At 70.6% G+C, this 16,502-nt stretch carries 14 protein-coding genes; 11 read left to right on the top strand and 3 right to left on the bottom strand.

Features of this window, described 5'->3' with window-relative positions:
* Positions 1–9 precede the first annotated feature (9 nt).
* From EJ357_RS34910 to EJ357_RS34895, 4 genes are all read left to right on the top strand, one after another.
* Complete coding sequence (locus EJ357_RS34910; protein WP_126395667.1) at positions 10–1,350, top strand: Dyp-type peroxidase; 1,341 nt, start codon at positions 10–12, stop codon at positions 1,348–1,350.
* Between the two features lie 27 nt (positions 1,351–1,377).
* Positions 1,378–2,466, top strand: a complete 1,089-nt coding sequence (locus EJ357_RS34905) for a catalase family protein (RefSeq protein WP_126395666.1) — start codon at positions 1,378–1,380, stop codon at positions 2,464–2,466.
* Between the two features lie 59 nt (positions 2,467–2,525).
* Entirely contained in the window at positions 2,526–3,197 is a 672-nt protein-coding gene (locus EJ357_RS34900; protein ID WP_228472705.1) for a TetR family transcriptional regulator, read from the top strand.
* A gap of 103 nt (positions 3,198–3,300) precedes the next feature.
* Entirely contained in the window at positions 3,301–5,220 is a 1,920-nt protein-coding gene (locus tag EJ357_RS34895; RefSeq protein ID WP_126395665.1) for a Stk1 family PASTA domain-containing Ser/Thr kinase, read from the top strand.
* Between the two features lie 58 nt (positions 5,221–5,278).
* Here the strand turns inward: EJ357_RS34895 and EJ357_RS34890 are convergent, their stop codons facing one another.
* A complete protein-coding gene (locus EJ357_RS34890; protein WP_126395664.1) occupies positions 5,279–6,040 on the bottom strand; it encodes a maleylpyruvate isomerase family mycothiol-dependent enzyme in 762 nt (253 codons plus the stop codon).
* Between the two features lie 301 nt (positions 6,041–6,341).
* A complete protein-coding gene (locus EJ357_RS34885; RefSeq protein WP_126395663.1) occupies positions 6,342–7,955 on the bottom strand; it encodes an MFS transporter in 1,614 nt (537 codons plus the stop codon).
* 187 nt (positions 7,956–8,142) lie between these two features.
* Here EJ357_RS34885 and EJ357_RS34880 point away from each other — a divergent pair, with 187 nt between their 5' ends.
* Both EJ357_RS34880 and EJ357_RS34875 read left to right on the top strand, forming a co-directional pair.
* Positions 8,143–8,781, top strand: a complete 639-nt coding sequence (locus tag EJ357_RS34880) for a TetR/AcrR family transcriptional regulator (RefSeq protein ID WP_126395662.1) — start codon at positions 8,143–8,145, stop codon at positions 8,779–8,781.
* Between the two features lie 35 nt (positions 8,782–8,816).
* On the top strand, positions 8,817–9,608 hold the full coding sequence (locus tag EJ357_RS34875) for an LmeA family phospholipid-binding protein (protein WP_126395661.1): 792 nt from the start codon (positions 8,817–8,819) through the stop codon (positions 9,606–9,608).
* A 2-nt stretch (positions 9,609–9,610) separates the two neighbouring features.
* Here EJ357_RS34875 and EJ357_RS34870 read toward each other — a convergent pair whose 3' ends face one another.
* Complete coding sequence (locus EJ357_RS34870) at positions 9,611–10,249, bottom strand: TetR/AcrR family transcriptional regulator (RefSeq protein ID WP_175647623.1); 639 nt, start codon at positions 10,247–10,249, stop codon at positions 9,611–9,613.
* A gap of 134 nt (positions 10,250–10,383) precedes the next feature.
* On the opposite strand from EJ357_RS34870, the gene EJ357_RS34865 reads away from it, so the two are divergent.
* The 5 genes from EJ357_RS34865 to EJ357_RS34845 are packed head-to-tail and all read left to right on the top strand — an operon-like array spanning position 10,384 to position 16,411.
* Positions 10,384–11,529 (top strand): VOC family protein, encoded by a 1,146-nt coding sequence (locus tag EJ357_RS34865; RefSeq protein WP_126395660.1) that lies wholly within the window; start codon positions 10,384–10,386, stop codon positions 11,527–11,529.
* A 35-nt stretch (positions 11,530–11,564) separates the two neighbouring features.
* Positions 11,565–12,503 (top strand): fumarylacetoacetate hydrolase family protein, encoded by a 939-nt coding sequence (locus EJ357_RS34860; protein ID WP_126395659.1) that lies wholly within the window; start codon positions 11,565–11,567, stop codon positions 12,501–12,503.
* A gap of 19 nt (positions 12,504–12,522) precedes the next feature.
* Positions 12,523–14,106 (top strand): bifunctional 3-(3-hydroxy-phenyl)propionate/3-hydroxycinnamic acid hydroxylase MhpA, encoded by a 1,584-nt coding sequence (gene mhpA / locus EJ357_RS34855; protein ID WP_126395658.1) that lies wholly within the window; start codon positions 12,523–12,525, stop codon positions 14,104–14,106.
* Positions 14,103–16,070 carry an acetoacetate--CoA ligase gene (locus EJ357_RS34850; protein ID WP_126395657.1) on the top strand — a complete coding sequence of 656 codons (1,968 nt, stop codon included), beginning with the start codon at positions 14,103–14,105 and terminating at the stop codon, positions 16,068–16,070. The genes mhpA and EJ357_RS34850 overlap by 4 nt, the downstream gene beginning before the upstream one ends.
* Positions 16,067–16,411 (top strand): DoxX family protein, encoded by a 345-nt coding sequence (locus EJ357_RS34845; RefSeq protein WP_126395656.1) that lies wholly within the window; start codon positions 16,067–16,069, stop codon positions 16,409–16,411. Before EJ357_RS34850 ends, EJ357_RS34845 begins: the two co-directional genes overlap by 4 nt.
* The last annotated feature ends 91 nt before the right edge of the window (positions 16,412–16,502 follow it).

Raw genomic sequence — 16,502 nt, 5'->3', positions numbered from 1 at the left:
AGGCACGCCATGCCTTCCCCGCTGTTCCGGCGGCTGCGCCGCCCGCCCACCCTGGACCTCGACGACATCCAGGCGACCCTGCTGCGGGCCCGGCCCGAGCCCTACTTCGGCACCCACGCGATCCTGGAGATCACCGAACCGGCCGCGGGCAGGGAACTGCTGCGCCGACTGGCGCCGAGGGTGACCTCGGCGGCACGCTGGGACGAACCGCAGCCGTCCTGGCTGGCCCTCGCGATCAGCTACCAAGGACTGGTCGCGCTGGGGCTGCCGGAGACTTCACTGGCCTCCTTCCCGGCCAACTTCCGTGCCGGGATGGCGGCCCGCGCCGAGCGGCTGAGGGACACCGGCGTGAACGCACCGGAGCGCTGGGAGTTCCCCTTCGGCACGCCGCGGGTGCATGTCGCCGTCACGGTGTTCGCCGCGAGCGAGGACGACTGGCGGGCCGAAGTCGCCGCCTACGAGAAGGAACTGGGCGAAGTCCCGGGCGTCCGGCTGCTGTCGCACCAGGACTTCGCGGCCGACGGGTTCAACGTCTTCGGCTACCGGGACGGCTTCAGCCAGCCGGTGGTCGAGGGCAGCGGCGCCGAACCACTGCCCGGCGACGGACGGCCCATCAAGGCCGGGGAATTCGTCCTCGGCTACCCGAGCGAGACCGGCGTGCCGCTGCCCGTGCCTGCTCCGGATGTCCTCGGCCGCAACGGCACGTACGTCGTCTTCCGCAAGTATCACTCCCACGTCGCGGCCTTCAACAAATGGCTGCACGACAACGCCTCCACCGAGGCCGAACGCGAGCTGCTGGCCGCCAAGCTGGTCGGCCGTTGGCGCAGTGGCGCACCACTCGCCCTGACCCCGGAGCGCGACAACCCCGCGATCGGTGAGGACCCGAACCGGATCAACGACTTCGACTACTCCGCCGACCCGCGTGGACTGCGCACCCCGCTCGGCTCCCACATCCGCCGGATGAACCCGCGCGACACCAAGCTGACGGTCCTCACCGACGTCAACATCCGCCGGATCATCCGGCGCGGCACCTCCTACGGCACCCCGCTGCCCCCCGACCGCGTCAAGGACGACCGCAAGCCGCGCGGCCTGGACTTCATCGCCCTCGGCGCCCGGGCCATCGACAACGTCGAGTTCCTGCAGAGCGAATGGGTCGGCTCCGGCAACTTCATGGGCCTGGGCAAGGAGAAGGACCCGATGATCTCGCTCCAGGACAAGGGCGCCTACTTCACCGTGCCCGGGACCCCGCCACGCCGGGTGCAGAACATCCAGTCCTTCAACACCCTCCTCGGCGGCGAGTACTTCTTCATGCCGAGCCTGTCCGCCATCCGCTGGCTCGGCAGCAACTGACCCCCACCTCGCGCGGAGACACTCCCCATGACCTCGTACGTCCGCTACAGCCCTGACCTCGAACAGCCCTTTCCGGACGAGGACGAACTCGTCCGCCAGGTCGTCGCGGCCATGGGCAAGGCCAACCAGCAGGTCGCCGACAAACACCGGCACGGCCTGCGCGACGCCCACGCCAAGAGCCACGGCGTCCTCGCCGGCGAGCTGCGCATCCAGCCCGACCTGCCCGCCCACCTCGCCCAGGGCCTCTTCGCCGCACCGGCCACCTACCCGGTGATCGTCCGCTTCTCCTCCGCCCCCGGCGACCTGCGCTCCGACCAGGTGCCCGTCCAGCGCGGCCTCGCGATGAAGGTGATCGGCGCCCCCGGGCCCCGCGCCCTCGACGACGGCTTCACCACCCAGGACTTCCTCCTCGTCAACCACCCCACCCTGCCCTTCGGCAACATCGCCGAATACGCCAAACTCCAGGACCTGTTGGAGAAACAGCCCCGCCAGAGCGACCAGCAGCTCCAGCTCACCGGCGCGGCCGCCCGGGTGGCCGCCAAGGCCCTCACGCGCGTCGGACGTCCGCTTCCGCCCGCCGTCGAGACCCTGGCCGCCGCCAACGACCACATCCTCGGCGAGACCTTCCACTCCATGGCCGCGCTGCGCTACGGCGACCACGTGGCGAAGATGTCCGCCGCGCCCCGCTCGGCGAACGTCAAGGCCCTCACCGGCAGCCACGTCGACAAGAAGGCCGGCGAGTCGGCCCTGCGCGACCTCGTCATCGACTTCTTCGCAGACAACAGCGCCGAGTACGACATCCGTGCCCAGCTGTGCACGGACATCGACCGGATGCCGGTGGAGGACGCCTCGGTCCTGTGGCCCGAGGAACTGTCACCGCACCAGACCGTGGCCGTGCTGCATCTGCCCGCCCAGGACGCCTACAGCGACGCCCGCCGCCGCTACGCCGACGACGTCCTTTCCTTCAGCCCCTGGCACGCCCTGGAGGCCCACCGCCCACTGGGCTCGATCATGCGCTCCCGCCGCGCCGCGTACCCCGCCTCCAGCGACTTCCGGCACCGCTTCAACGGCATCGAGCCGCAGGAGCCGTCCGACATCAAGGAGCTGCCCGCCTGACCACATGTCCCGACCGACCCCGGATGCGGCCGCGGGTCGGTCGGGACTCGCGTGCCAGAATGGAGAAGTCCATTCTCCGCCCTGGCTTCTTCGAGGTTCCCTTCGTGTCCCAGCCCGTCGGCCGTGTGCCCCAGCGACGCAACGCCCGGTCCAACCGGGCGCGCATCCTCGCCACCGCCCGCCAGGAGCTCGGGCGGAATCCCGACATCACCCTGGAGGAGCTCGCCCGCGCCGCCGGCGTCGTACGGCGCACGCTGTTCGGGCACTTCCCCGGGCGGGCGGCGCTGCTGGACGCGCTGGCCGAGGAGGCCGCCGAGGCGCTCCAGGCCGCCGTCGCGGTCGGCGCGGGGGTAACGGAACCGGCCGACCGGGCACTCGCCCACTTCACGTTGTCGCTCTGGCCCGTGGGCGACCGGTACCGGATGCTCCTGGCGCTGGCCCGACGGGACCTCGGCATGGACCGTGTCGCCGGGATCCTGGAGCCCGCCCGGGTCAGGGTCACGGCCATCGTGGAGCAGGGACAACGGGACGGCGTCTTCCACACCCAGTTGCCGGCCCCGGTGCTGAGCGCCGGCCTGGAGGCGATGACGGTCGCCCTGCTGGAAGAGGTCAACACCGGGGCGCTGGAGGACGACGGCACCCGGGTGGCCGTCACCACGCTCATCGCGGCCGGTGTGCCGGAGAAGCGGGCGCAGAGCGTAGTCGACGAGGTGGCCGCCGCCGAGGGGTGAGATCGCCCCTGCCGTACGACGTGACCCCGGTGCGAAGCGCCGGGGTCTTTCCGTGTTCGCCCTCACTTCTTTACTTACCCCTGCATGTGCAATTATCTTGTGCATGAACTTCGGTGGACCAGACGATCTGGCCTTCTCCCACCCTGCGCCGGTGGCGGTCCTCGGCGACAGGTACGAACTGCGGCTGCTGCTCGGCTCCGGAGGCATGGCCGAGGTGCATCTCGCGCACGACCTCCGGCTCGACCGCGGCGTCGCGGTGAAGACTCCGCGCACCGACCTCGCCCACGATCCGGCACTCCAGGAGCGGTTCCGGCGGGAGGCCCAGTCCACCGCCTCGCTCAACCACCCGGCCATCGCCGCGGTCTACGACACGGGCGAACACTTCTCGTACGGGGCGCAGTTGCCGTACCTCGTGATGGAGTACGTCGACGGCATGACCCTGCGCGAGGCCCTGCACTCCGGACCGCCGCTGACCGTCGAACGCGCCTTGGAGGTGACGGCCGGCGTTCTGGAGGCGCTCGCCCATTCCCACCAGCACGGCATCGTGCACCGGGACATCAAGCCGGCCAACGTGATGATGACCTGGTCCGGTCAGGTGAAGGTCATGGACTTCGGCATCGCCCGTGACGCACGGGACGTCGGCATGACCCAGACCTCCCTGGTGATCGGCACCGCGCAGTACCTCTCCCCGGAGCAGGCGATGGGACACGCCATTGACGCCCGCTCCGACCTGTATTCGGTGGGCTGCCTTCTGTACGAACTCCTCACCCTGCGCACGCCGTTCACCGGTGATTCGCCGATGGCGGTGATGTATCAGCACGTTCAGGAGGAACCGCGACCGCCGAGCCTCTACAACCCCGAGGTCGGCCCGCAGGTCGACGCGATCGTCCTGCGGGCACTGTCGAAGGACCCCGCGTACCGCTACCAGTCCGCGCGGGAGATGCTCGCCGACGTCGAGGCGTGCCTCGGGGCGCAGACCGTCCTGGACCGGGGGTTCGACGGCGGCGACGAGAAGCCCGACGGCGATGACGCGGCGGAGAGGGGGCGCCGCAGAGGCAGAGCCGCGCTGATCGGGATGGGTGTCGCGGTCGTCGTCGCGGCACTCGTGCTCGGCTGGTTCATGTTCGGGCGGGGCGCAGCCGACGACGGCAAGACGGACGTACCCGATCTCGTCGGTCAGACCCTGGAGGAGGCCCGGCGCACGGCGGACAACGTCGGGCTCACGCTCACCGTCACCAAGAAGGAACCCTGCGCGGACCAGCCCAAGGGGCACATCTGCGAGCAGACCCCACTGGACGGCCGGCTCGACAAGGGCGAGGCGGTGTCGGTCACCGTCTCCACCGGCGCGCCGAAGGTCGAGGTGCCGGACGTCACGGACAAGGACGAGGACGACGCGTCCCGCATCTTGGAGGACAAGGGCTTCAAGGTGAAGCTCCGGCACAAGGTGTCCACCGAGGACGCCGGGACCGTCCTGGAGCAGGATCCGGCCGGCGACGAGAGCGTCGAGAAGGGCACCGAGATCACGCTCACGGTGGCCAAGGAGGCCGAGAAGGCCACGGTTCCCGACCTCACCGGCAGCACCCTGAGCGAGGCCCGCAAGCTGCTCGCCGAGCACCGCCTCGAGCTGGGCGACAGCACCGAGGTGGAAAGCAGCGCCGAGGCCGGGACCGTCGTCGAACAGAGCGCCGCCGCGGGAGATGAGGTCGAGCCCGGTTCGTCGGTCGACGTCCAGATCGCCAAGTCGGTGCAGACGGTGCAGATCCCGACGGACATCGTCGGCAAGACCCTTGCCGAGGTCCAGAACGAACTGGGTGGCCTCGGCCTCCAGGTGACCGTCGCCTCCGGGTACTCCCAGGCCTCCGACGCCGTGGTCACCTCCAGCACCCCGGCGGCCGGGAGCGAGGTCGAGGCGGGCAGCACGGTGGTCGTCGTCACCGAGGAGGCCCAGGACACGTCGTCGGACGACGGGACACCGGCCGATGACACGGCGACGACGCCGGAGGCGACGAACGGCGGCCAATGAGACGCCGTTCACCGGCGGCGGACGTCATCGAGGCCGTCCGCCGGCGGTATTGACCTGGCTACTCCTCGGGCTCCCAGGCGATGATCCGCTCGAACACCTGCCGGTCGCCCTCGATCTTCAGGTCGTTCAGCGTGAGGCGGCCCCAGACGAAGAGGAGCAGTTGCTCAGCCGTGCCCGTGGCCGAAACGGAGGCGGGCGCGGCGTCGTCCGTGAGGGGTGCGGGCCAGGCGCCGGTGCCGTCCAGCGCGAGGAGCCAGGAGCGGCCCTCGGTGGCGTGGTAGTGGATGGTGGCCGCCTCGTGCGGCCACGCCGCCGGGGTGGAGTTGCAGGTGTCGAGAAACTCGGCCACGCCGTCGATCGCGACGTCCGCCGGCATCGGCTGCACGGCGCCTGCGGCGAGCTGGGCGTCGTAGGTGTGCACCAGCACCTCGTGCACCCGGCGCCGGGCAACGCCCCAGGCATTCGCCGGCGACACACCGGCGCTCCACCACGTCCAGCACTCGCGCTCCGGGCCGGCCTCGCGCAGCGCACTCAGCAGCAGCTCGTTCGACTCCGTGTACCAGGCCAGCAGCGCCTCGAGCTCGCGCGGCGCCTCCGCGGCATCCTTGGCCGGCGGAGCCTCGGCCGGGCCCGCGGCGACGATCGCAGCCCACCAGCGCTGGCCCGTACCCAGGTGCTGCACCAGATCGAACACCGTCCACTCGGGACAGGACGGCACCGGCGCGTCAAGGCCGGGCGCGGCGGCAACCGCACTCCGGAACGCGGCCGACCGCTCGTCGATCAGTCGCAGCAGGGCGGAATACTCAAGACTCTCTGTCACATCGCTTACCTATCAACCCAGTTCAGCGACCGCACCCCATTTTTCCAGGCCGTCAGCTGCGGCTGTGCGCTGCGGCGAGGCGGATCTGCTCAGGGCGCCCCGCGCGCCGGCCGTCGAAGATCGCGGACGGATGCTGCCCTCGAGGGGCCGAGGTGGCGTCTTGGCCGCGGACAACAAAAAAGGGGACGGTGCCGGGTGTCCCCTCCCGGCACCGTCCCGGGGCCGTGCGCCGCTCAAGGCACGACCCGTCCTGGGGGTGGAGGAGGCCGGAATCGGGGTTCCGGCCTCCGCTGTACGGGGCTCAGGCGCCCACGGTCTCGGTCTGCTCCTCGGTAGCCGGTGCCGCATCTTCCTCACCATGCTTGGTGGTGTGCTTGCGGCCGGGCAGGACAGCGATGACGATCAGGGTTCCGGCGGCCATGATGATTCCGCCGATGAGGCTGGTGTGGGCGATGGCGTGGGCGAAGGACTCGTGCACCGCTCCCAGGAGGGTCTGGGCCTGCTCGGCGCCGCCCTGGGGGTTCTTGGCGACCTGCTCGGCGACCGCGATGCCGCCGCCGACGGAGTCCTTGGCGACGTCCATGGCCTCGGCCGGGAGGTGGCCGCCGACCATGTCGGTGAGCTTGTCCTTGTAGGACGTGGCGAGCAGCGAGCCGAGGATGGCGATGCCCAGGGCGCAGCCGAGTTCCAGGGCGGTGTCGTTGGCGCCGCCGCCGACGCCCAGCTCGTCCTCCGGGAAGGAGCCCATGATGGTGTCGGTGGCCGGGGACAGGCTCAGGCCGATGGCGAAGCCGAGCAGCAGCAGGGGCGTCAGGAAGTCGGTGTAGGTCGAGCCCGACTCGATCTGCGTGAGCAGGAAGACGCCCGCCGTGCCGATGACCATGCCGGTGCCGACCACCAGCTTCACGCCCAGCTTCGGGGCGAGCTTTCCGGTGACCGCGGCGCCGACGAAGACCGCGCCGGCCAGCGGCAGCAGGCGAATACCGGTCTCCAGGGCGTTGTAGCCGAGGACGAACTGCAGGAACTGGGTGGAGTAGTAGATCGAGCCGAAGGTGCCGAAGAAGAAGAACAGCACCGCCAGCATCGAGCCGCTGAAGGGGCGCTCGGTGAACTTGCGCACGTTCAGCATGGGGTTGGGGTGCTTCAACTCCCAGGCGACGAAGGCCAGCAGGCCCACGCCGGCGACGACGGCCGCGGTGATGGGGCCGGCGCCCCAGCCGAAGTGCGGGCCCTCGATGGTCGCGTAGACCAGGGAGCCGACCGACACGATCGACAGCAGACCGCCGACGTAGTCGATGCGGCCCATGCCCTCCGCCTTCGACGGCGGCACGAGCAGCAGCGCGCCGACGACGCCGAGGACGGCGACGGGGACGTTCATCATGAAGGTGGAGCCCCAGGCGTGGTTCTCCAACAGCCAGCCTGCGGCCAGCGGGCCGGCGGCGATGGCGAGGCCGGAGGTCGCGGACCAGGCGGTGATGGCCTTGGCGCGCTCGGCGCGCGGGAACATCGCGACCAGCAGCGACAGCGTGGCCGGCATGACGACGGCGGCGCCGACACCCATGATCGCGCGGGCGGCGATGACGAGGTTCGTCTCATCGACCAGGCCGCCCATCACCGAACCTCCGGCGAAGATCAGCAGACCCAGGACCAGGGCACCGCGGCGGCTGTACTTGTCGCCGATCGCGCCCAGCACGAGCATCAGCGCGGCGTAGGGGACGGTGTAGCCGTCGATGACCCACTGCAGGTCACTGCTGGACAGCCCCAGGTCCTTGGTCATGTCGGGGGCGGCCACGATCAGAGACGTGTTCGCCATGACGACGATCAGCAGGCTCAGGCACAGGACCAGCAGGGCCCACCAGCGCCGGTGGTAGGGCTCCGTCATCTTCTCGACGGGTGTGTTCGGAAAGAGCGGCATGGTCAGGCTCCTCGGCAGGAGGTGAAGCGGAGGCTTCGGGGGTGCGGAATCGATGGGATCGGTGCACGCGGGGCCAAGAGGGGCCCGGCACCAGGGGCGATTAATTGCCCACTGATGTGCAGACTAGTTTATTGCCCGCCGATGTGCAACTATCGAGTCGCCCTCCCCCGTCCACTGGAGGTTCGACATGATCCACGCACACGTGACAGCCGCCTCGGAACGCAGCCGCACTCTGCTCACGCGCGCCCGCATCCTCGAAGCGGCCCGGCAGGAACTCGACCGTGACCCCGACAGCAGCCTCGGTGACATCGCCGAGGCGGCAGGGGTGGTGCGCCGTACGGTCTATGGCCACTTCAACGGCCGGGCCGCACTGATGGAGGGGCTGGTGGAGGAGGCCACGTGGGCCTTGCGGCAGGCTCTCGCGGTCCCGCGCGCACCGGTGGCGGATGCCGTCACGGAGTTGGCGCGTTTCGTCCTCGCGGTGTGGCCCGTCGGAGATCGCTACCGCATCCTGCTCCGCCTCGCTCCCCAGGACCTCGGGGCCGATCGGCTGGCAGAAGTCCTGGCTCCCGCGCGGGACATGGCGGAGGCGATCATCGGCCGGGGGCAACGGCAGGGCGCCTTCCAGACCGGCGTCCCCTCGGTCGTCCTGACCCGGGCGCTGGAGGGGCACCTGCTAGGGCTTCTCGACTGCGTGAACAGCGGGGTCTGGAGCGATGACGGCACCGGCACCGCGACCGCCGCCCTGATCGCGATGGGCGTGACCGGAGACAGCGCTGCGGCGTGCGTCCACGGGCTTGTCCGGCCCGCGGGCGACGCCGCGTAGGCGCACTTCCCAAGCACCACTCGAAGAGGAGCACCATGTATCAGTCCCACAGCGACGAGGAGTACGTCGGCGAGGCCTACTACGGCGACGGCTCCGTGTATGCGAGCCCCCCGACCCGGACCAGGCGACGCATGATCATCGCCGCCGCGTCCCTGGTGGCCCTGGTGGCCCTGCTGGTCGGCGGAGTCGCGGTCGACCGGATCGCCGCTGTTCGCGCGGAGAGCCGTACGGCCAAGGCGTTCCAGGACGGCATGGGAACCGCCGCTCCACCGTCGGTGCACGTCAGGGGCTTTCCCGTACTGAACCAACTGGCTGCGGGCAGCCTGGACCATGTCGACCTGACCGCCCACGACATTCCGGCCGACGGCACCACCCGGCCGCTCCCGGTGACGAAGCTGACGGTCGGGATGGACGGGCTGAAGACCTCGGGGAGCGCCGACGAGGCTCACGCGGACAGCGTCACGGCGACCGCGTTCCTGTCGTACGCGGACGTGTCGAGCGCGCTCGGCGTGCAGGTGTCACAAGGGGACGAGTCCGGCCGGGTCGACGCGACCGCGAGTCTGCCGCTTGTCGGCGACGTGACCGTGAGCGCGGCCGTCTCGGCGGCCGACGGCAACAGCATCGCCTTCACGGACGTACGCGCGGAGCAGGGAGAACTACTCCCTCCGCTGAAAGCACTGCTCGACAAGGCCCTGGACGAGCCCATTCCGCTGCAGAACGTGCCCGAAGGGCTCAGGCTGCGGTCGGTCACCACCAACGAGGACGGAATCGACGCCCGCTTCACCGGCCGCTCGGTCACGTTCCACCCGGACTCGTCGTCCGCGTGAGGTCAGGCGGCGTCAGGCAAGGGGCGTCGGGCGACCTCGTGCGCGTCGTCCGCGGGCAGGCCCAGCATCCGCAGGACCATCTCGGCGAGGTTGACCGCGGCCTCGTCGCCGTCCGCCTCGGGGCGGGCGAACCGCAGTTCCACCAGGGACAGCAGGGTTCCGCCCAATGCGGTCAGGGCGACCACGGGGTCGAGAGTGGCGGTGAAGCGGCCGGAGGCGATGCCGACCTGGAGATCGCGCAGGGCGCGTCGGGCCAGGCCGTTGTCCGAGTGGATGTGCCCGAGGCCGCGGCGGCGCAGGACCTGCATCAGCTCCGGGTGCGAGTCGGCCATGCGGGCGCTGAGCCGGAAGCCGGCCGCGAGCAGCTCCGCCGGATCGTCGATCCCCGTCAGGCGCTCGTCGAAGGCCTGGCCGAACTCCTCCAGGGCGTCCACCACCGCCGCCTCGAACAGCTCCGCCTTGGAGTCGAAGTGGTTGTAGAAGGAGCCGAAGCCCACGTCCGCGCGCTCGGCGATCGTCTGGATGCTCGCGCTGGTGTCGCCGCTCTCGGCGAGGATCTGCCGGGCCGCTCGCACAAGAGCCCTGCGGGTCTCTGCGCGACGCCGCTCGAACCGGTTGCTGGGCGGGGCTGACGTAGACATGCGCAGAGTCTAACCGCCGGGCGATGGGGATCGCAGTCCTGATGGATTCATCATTTCCTGCCGCGAACATCTTGACGACGGAACTGTCACAGTTGATGATTTCCTCATTACGGCAATGTTGCTCGGAGGGCACCATGTCTGAAATCCGCGTCAACGGGGCCGACGTCATCACGGCCCACCAGGACCTCCACAGCGAGCAGGGCGCCCTGCGGGGCGAACACCCCGGTCGCTCCCGGAACCCGGTGATCAAGGTGGCCGACCTGGCCTGGCTGGAGTTCCAGAAGCCCGATCTGGACCGGGCCGAGGTCTTCGCCCGGGACTTCGGGTTCCAGATCGCGGCCCGCACCGACACCGAACTGTGGCTGCGGGGAACTTTCGGCGGCTCGCCCTGCATGGTGATCCGCGAGGGGCGCACGTCCCGCTTCATCGGCCCGGCCTTCCGCGCCGCCGAGCGGGCCGACCTGGACCGGCTGGCCCGCGCCACCGGATCGTCCGTGCGGGACTCCGACGTTCCCGGCGGCGGCAAGGTGGTCGACCTGCTCGACCCGTCGGGCTTCCCGGTCCGGGTCGTGCACTACGGCGAACAGCTCCCGGCACTGCCGGAACAGCGACCGCTGTTGCTCAACTTCGGCACGGATCACCGTCGTACGAACACCACCCAACGCCCGCCGCGCGAGCCCTCGCGCATCCAGCGTCTCGGCCATGTGGTGCTGGAGACAAGGGTGTTCGGCCAGGCCCTGGACTGGTATCTGGACACCCTCGGGATGATCGTGTCCGACTTCCTGTTCCTGGACGGCCAGCGCGACCGCGGCCCGACGATGGCGTTCATCCGCTGCGACCTGGGCGGTGTGCCGGCCGACCACCACACTCTCGCGATGCACCTGGGGCCGGGGACGGGGTACGTCCACTCCGCCTACCAGGTCACCGACCTCGACTCCATCGCCGCCGGTGGTGAGTACCTCAAGGAGCGGGGCTACAAGCGCAGTTGGGGCATCGGCCGGCACATCCAGGGCAGCCAGCTCTTCGACTACTGGCGCGACCCCGACCACTTCATGCTGGAGCACTTCGCCGACGGCGACCTGTTCTCCTGCGACGTCGAGCCCGGCTGGGCGCCCATGTCGACCAGCGGCCTGGCCCAGTGGGGCCCGCCGGCCACCCGCGACTTCCTCGGCGCGAGCCCCTCCCCGCAGCGGGTCCGCGATGTCATCGAGGCCCTGCGCGGCGACAACGAGATGGACCCGGCACGCCTGTTCGGCCTGCTCAAGGCCGCCAACTCCTGAACCCCCGCACGCGAATCCCTCACAAAGGTACTGACATGAGCATCAATGTCCTGCGCACCGCCGACGGCTGGTGGGTCGTCCGAGGCGACCGGGCCGTCCCCGTCGAGACCAAGGCCGCCACCACCGCCGAGCTGCTGGCCGACCGGCCGGCTGTCCGCGAGGCCGCCGCCTCCGGCGAACCGGGCACGCCCGTCGCCGACCTGGTCGCGCTCTCGCCGGTCACCACGCCCTGCCGGGTCGTCGCCCAGATGGTCAACTACCGCAGCCACGCCCGCGATTCGGGTTTCAAGGGAGAGATCCCGCCCGCCTTCTTCCGCAAGGCGTCCGGCTCGGTCAGCGGCCCGGGCGACGCCGTCGTCCGCCCCTCCCACGTGAAGTTCCTCGACTACGAGATCGAGCTCGGGCTCGTCATGGGCGCGCCCCTGCCCGTCGGCACCGTGGTCGAGGAGCGGGACCTGCCGTCGTACGTCGCCGCACTGGTGATCACCAACGACATCAGTGCCCGCGAGGTGCAGCTGACCAAGACGCAGTTCTACGAGAGCAAGTCGTACCCCACCTTCACGCCCACCGGCCCGCACCTCACGCTGCTGGAGCCGGAGGACTTCGCCCATCTCCTCGATCTGCGGCTGAAGTTGAGCGTCAACGGTGAGCTGCGTCAGGACCGCACCCTGGCCGACATGATCGTCCGCCCGGCGCAGGCACTCACCCTGTTGGCCCGATTCCAGACCCTGGACGCCGGCGACCTGCTGCTCACCGGCACCCCCGGTGGCACGGCCCTGAAGGCCCCGCCGAAGGCCGTCGAGAAGATCGGCGCGCTGCTGCCGCCCGCCGTGAAATGGAAGGCGTTCTTCAAGAGCCAGGCGAAGAACCCGCACTACCTGAGTCCGGGCGACGTGATCACGGCGACGATCGCGACCCCCGACGGCCGCATCGACCTCGGCGAGCAGCGCACGCCCGTCGCGGCCGCGAACTAATACCCGAGGTGAGCCGCACATGACCGTCGATGAAGCCGCACGTGTGCCCGTCGTGATCGTCGGGGCCGGGCCGGTGGGCGTGACCGCCGCCCTTCTCCTGGCCCGGCGCGGAGTCCGCAGTGTCGTTCTCGAACGCCACCGGGACATCTACCCGCTGCCGCGCGCCGTCGCAGGCGACGACGAGATCCACCGGATCCTTCAGGCTGCGGGCGTCGGTGAGGAGTTCGCCGCGATCGCCCGCCCGGCGAAGGGGCTGCGGCTGCTGGACGCCCGGCACCGGGTGATGGCCGAGTTCCGGCGCTCCCCGCACGGCCACCACGGCTACCCGCAGACCAGCATGTTCGACCAGCCCGAGCTGGAACGCGTGCTGCGCGACGCCCTGGCCCAGCGCCCGGAATGCGAACTGCGCGGTGGCGTGGAGGTCACCGGCGTCGGCCCGGACTCCACCGGCCCGGTACGGGTGACCTACCGTGACGAGGATGGCGGCGAGCATGAGCTGTGGGCCGACGCGGTCCTGGGCTGCGACGGCGCCAACAGTCTCACGCGCGAGGCGATCGGCGGCGCCTGGGAGGACCTGCGCTTCGAGGAACGCTGGACGGTCATCGACGTCGACACGACGGGCCCCGTCCGTTGCTGGGAGGGGGTCGACCAGGTCTGCGACCCGGCCCGGCCGGCCACCTTCATGCGCGTGAGCGAGAACCGTTACCGCTGGGAGTTCCGGCTCGGCGAAGGGCAGGAGACGGTCCGTGAGCTGGTCGCCCCGTGGCTGCCGTCCTCGTACGACGGGGACTTCGAGGTCGTCCGCGAGACGCAGTACACCTTCCGGGCCCGGGTCGCCGACCGCTGGCGAAGCGGACGGGTCTTCCTGCTCGGCGACGCCGCCCACCTCACCCCGCCGTTCATCGGACAGGGCCTCTGCTCGGGACTGCGGGACGCCTACAACCTCACCTGGAAGCTCGCCCGCGTCCTCCAGCAGGGCGGCGACGAAAGGCTGTTGGACACCTACGAGAGCGAACGCAAACCGCACGCACGGCATGTGGTCCGCCTCGCGGTCGCCATGGGCTGGGCCATGACCGGCGGCCAGGACGGCGCCGCCGCGATCCGCCGCCGAGCGCTGGCCGCGGCCTGCCGCATACCCGGCCTGACCGAACGGGCCGGCCGCGACCTCAGCCCACCCCTCACCGCCGGACCGCTCGTGCGGCGCGGGGTCCGCCGACGCCTGCCGGGCACGCACTGTCCGCAATCGTGGGTGAGCGTCGACGGACGTCGTACCCGTCTCGACGAGCTGCTCGGCGACTCCTTCACCGTGCTGACCGCCACCGAACCCTGCCCCTCACTGACCGCGCTTGCCCACAGCCTCGGCATACGCGCGCTCTCCGTGACCGACCTCGGCGACGACGGCACCCTCGCCGCCTGGCTGCGCGCCGGCCGCGCGGACGCGGTCCTGCTGCGGCCCGACCGCGTCGTGATCGACGTCGTCCCCTCAGGTAGTCACGACTTCACGTCGACCGCCGCGTGGGCCTCCCTGCTGCACACCACCCGAAGCCCCGTCCCTTCCGAACGGACGGCCCCGAAACGCCTGTTGAGGAGTACGACGCGATGAGTACGCCCTTCTTCACCCCCGATCCGGAGACGGTGGCCGCCAGTCGCATCGCGGACTTCGCCCGCTACGTCGGGGTGGACGGCACTGACTATGCCGCCCTGTATCGCTGGTCGGTCGCCCATCTGGAGAGCTTTTGGGGCGCGGTGTGGGAGTACTTCGGCATCGACGCCAACACCCCCTACGAGCAGGTCCTGGCCGAGGACAGCATGCCCGGCGCCCGCTGGTTCCCCGGCGCCACCCTCAACTACGCCCACCACGCCCTGCGCAACGTCCGCGACGACGACGCGGCGATCCTCGCCCTCGACGAGACCGGCTCCGGATACGAGGTGACCGGCGCACGGCTGCGTGCCCTCGTGGCCTCCGTCGCCGCCACCCTGCGCGACCTCGGCGTCGGCAAGGGCGACCGGGTCGTCGGCTACCTCCCCAACACCCCGCACGCCATCGTCGCGTTCCTCGCCGCAGCGAGTCTGGGTGCCGTGTGGTCGGTGTGCGGGCAGGACTACGCACCCAAGGCGGCCGCCGACCGGTTCGCCCAGCTCGAACCCACCGTGCTGATCGCGGCTGACGGCTACCTCTTCAACGGCACCACCCACGATCGCCGCGACGCCGTCCTCGAACTGGCCCGCACGCTACCAACGTTGAAGGCGATCCTGTTGGTGGACCACGTGGGGTTGCCGTGGCCCTCGCAGGCCTACCCGTCGCTGGTGATCCCCTGGGAGGACGCCTCCACCCGAACCGAGCCACTCACCTGTGTGCCGGTGCCGTTCGACCATCCGCTGTGGGTTGTGTTCTCCTCCGGCACCACCGGCCTGCCCAAGGGCATCGTCCACGGCCACGGCGGAGTCCTGCTGGAGCATCTCAAAACCCTGGGCCTGCACTCGGACTTGGGCCCCGGCGACCGCCTCCTCTGGTACACCACCACCCACTGGATGATGTGGAACCTGGTCGCCTCCACCCTCCTCACCGGTGCCACGACCTGCACCTACGACGGTAGCCCGGCGCCCTTCGCCAAGCTCGACCGCCTGTGGGAACTGGCCGCCCGCCACCGGGTCACCGTCTTCGGCACCAGCCCCCAATACCTGCTGGGCATGGCCAAGTTCGGCATCGACCCGTCAGCGCACGACCTGTCGTCGATCCGCGTCGTCGGCTGCACCGGCTCGGCCCTGCCCGCCTCCGCCTACCCCTGGGTCCGCGACCACGTCGGCGACCACGTCCTGCTGGCCTCCATCAGCGGCGGCACCGACATCGTCTCCGGCTTCGCCGGCAGCGCGCCCAACACCCCGGTCTGGGCGGGCGAGTTGTCCGCACCACACCTGGGCGTGGCGCTGGCCGCGTACGACGCCGAGGGCTTCCCCGTCATCGACCAGGTCGGCGAGCTGGTCGTCACGCGCCCCATGCCCTCGATGCCTCTGTACTTCTGGAACGACCCGGAGGGCCCCCGCTACCGCGACGCCTACTTCTCCTCCTACCCCGGGGTGTGGCGACACGGCGACTGGATCACGGTCACCGGACACGGTTCGGTGATCATCCACGGCCGCTCCGACTCGACGCTCAACCGCAACGGTGTACGGCTCGGCAGCGCCGACATCCATGACGTCGTCGAACGTCTCCCCGAGATCGCCGAGGCGCTGGTCATCGGCGCGGAGGAGCCGGACGGCGGCTACTGGATGCCGCTGTTCGTGGTCCCGGCGGCCGGTGTCGAGCTGGACGACGCCCTGCGCGACCGTATCCGCGACGCGATCCGCACCGGCGCCTCACCCCGCCATGTCCCCGACGAGATCCTCGAAGTGCCGGGCATCCCGCACACCCGCACCGGCAAGAAGCTGGAGGTCCCGATCAAGCGACTGCTCCAGGGCGCCGCAGTGGAGCAGGTCGTCAATCCGGCCACTGTGGACAGCCCCGAACTCATCGACCACTACGTCCGGCTGGGCGAGGAGCGCCGCAAGGGCAGGTCCGCCTCATGACCACCGTGCTGGCCGTCACCCTGTCCCTGATCTTCCTTCCGCTGGGGCTGGCGAAGCTGGCCGCGGTGCCGTTCATGCGCCAGGCGGCGGCCCATCTCGGCATGTCGGTACGGCTCTACCGTGTCGTCGGCGCGCTGGAGGTGGCCGGGGTCGCCGGTCTGCTGCTGGGGCTGACCTGGATGCCGCTGGGCGTGGCCGCCGCGACAGGCCTCGCGCTGCTGATGGCCGCGGCGGCGGTGGTCCACCTGCGCCACGGTGACCCGCCGCCCCGGGCCGTCCCGGCGGCCGTACTGGCCCTGATCTCCTTGACGTACGCGGCAACGGCGATGGCCGCCGGCTGACGCGTCCTGTACGGCCGGGCACGGGCGGCCTCCTGTGAGGGTGGCGGCCGCCCCTCCCCGGCTCCGCGCGGGCTGCCATCGCACACTGGCC

Source organism: Streptomyces cyaneochromogenes, assembly GCF_003963535.1.
Lineage (GTDB): Bacteria > Actinomycetota > Actinomycetes > Streptomycetales > Streptomycetaceae > Streptomyces > Streptomyces shaanxiensis.
Note: the sequence above shows the minus strand (reverse complement) of the source record. Positions and strands in the feature narration are given on the sequence as shown.

What these genes read in the sequence shown, in the direction of transcription:
- EJ357_RS34910 (WP_126395667.1), top strand. Translation starts at nt 10, where the DNA reads ATGCCTTCCCCGCTGTTCCGGCGGCTGCGCCGCCCGCCCACCCTGGAC.
- EJ357_RS34905 (WP_126395666.1), top strand. Translation starts at nt 1,378, where the DNA reads ATGACCTCGTACGTCCGCTACAGCCCTGACCTCGAACAGCCCTTTCCG.
- EJ357_RS34900 (WP_228472705.1), top strand. Translation starts at nt 2,526, where the DNA reads ATGGAGAAGTCCATTCTCCGCCCTGGCTTCTTCGAGGTTCCCTTCGTG.
- EJ357_RS34895 (WP_126395665.1), top strand. Translation starts at nt 3,301, where the DNA reads ATGAACTTCGGTGGACCAGACGATCTGGCCTTCTCCCACCCTGCGCCG.
- EJ357_RS34885 (WP_126395663.1), bottom strand. Translation starts at nt 7,955, where the DNA reads ATGCCGCTCTTTCCGAACACACCCGTCGAGAAGATGACGGAGCCCTAC.
- EJ357_RS34880 (WP_126395662.1), top strand. Translation starts at nt 8,143, where the DNA reads ATGATCCACGCACACGTGACAGCCGCCTCGGAACGCAGCCGCACTCTG.
- EJ357_RS34875 (WP_126395661.1), top strand. Translation starts at nt 8,817, where the DNA reads ATGTATCAGTCCCACAGCGACGAGGAGTACGTCGGCGAGGCCTACTAC.
- EJ357_RS34870 (WP_175647623.1), bottom strand. Translation starts at nt 10,249, where the DNA reads ATGTCTACGTCAGCCCCGCCCAGCAACCGGTTCGAGCGGCGTCGCGCA.
- EJ357_RS34865 (WP_126395660.1), top strand. Translation starts at nt 10,384, where the DNA reads ATGTCTGAAATCCGCGTCAACGGGGCCGACGTCATCACGGCCCACCAG.
- EJ357_RS34860 (WP_126395659.1), top strand. Translation starts at nt 11,565, where the DNA reads ATGAGCATCAATGTCCTGCGCACCGCCGACGGCTGGTGGGTCGTCCGA.
- mhpA (WP_126395658.1), top strand. Translation starts at nt 12,523, where the DNA reads ATGACCGTCGATGAAGCCGCACGTGTGCCCGTCGTGATCGTCGGGGCC.
- EJ357_RS34850 (WP_126395657.1), top strand. Translation starts at nt 14,103, where the DNA reads ATGAGTACGCCCTTCTTCACCCCCGATCCGGAGACGGTGGCCGCCAGT.
- EJ357_RS34845 (WP_126395656.1), top strand. Translation starts at nt 16,067, where the DNA reads ATGACCACCGTGCTGGCCGTCACCCTGTCCCTGATCTTCCTTCCGCTG.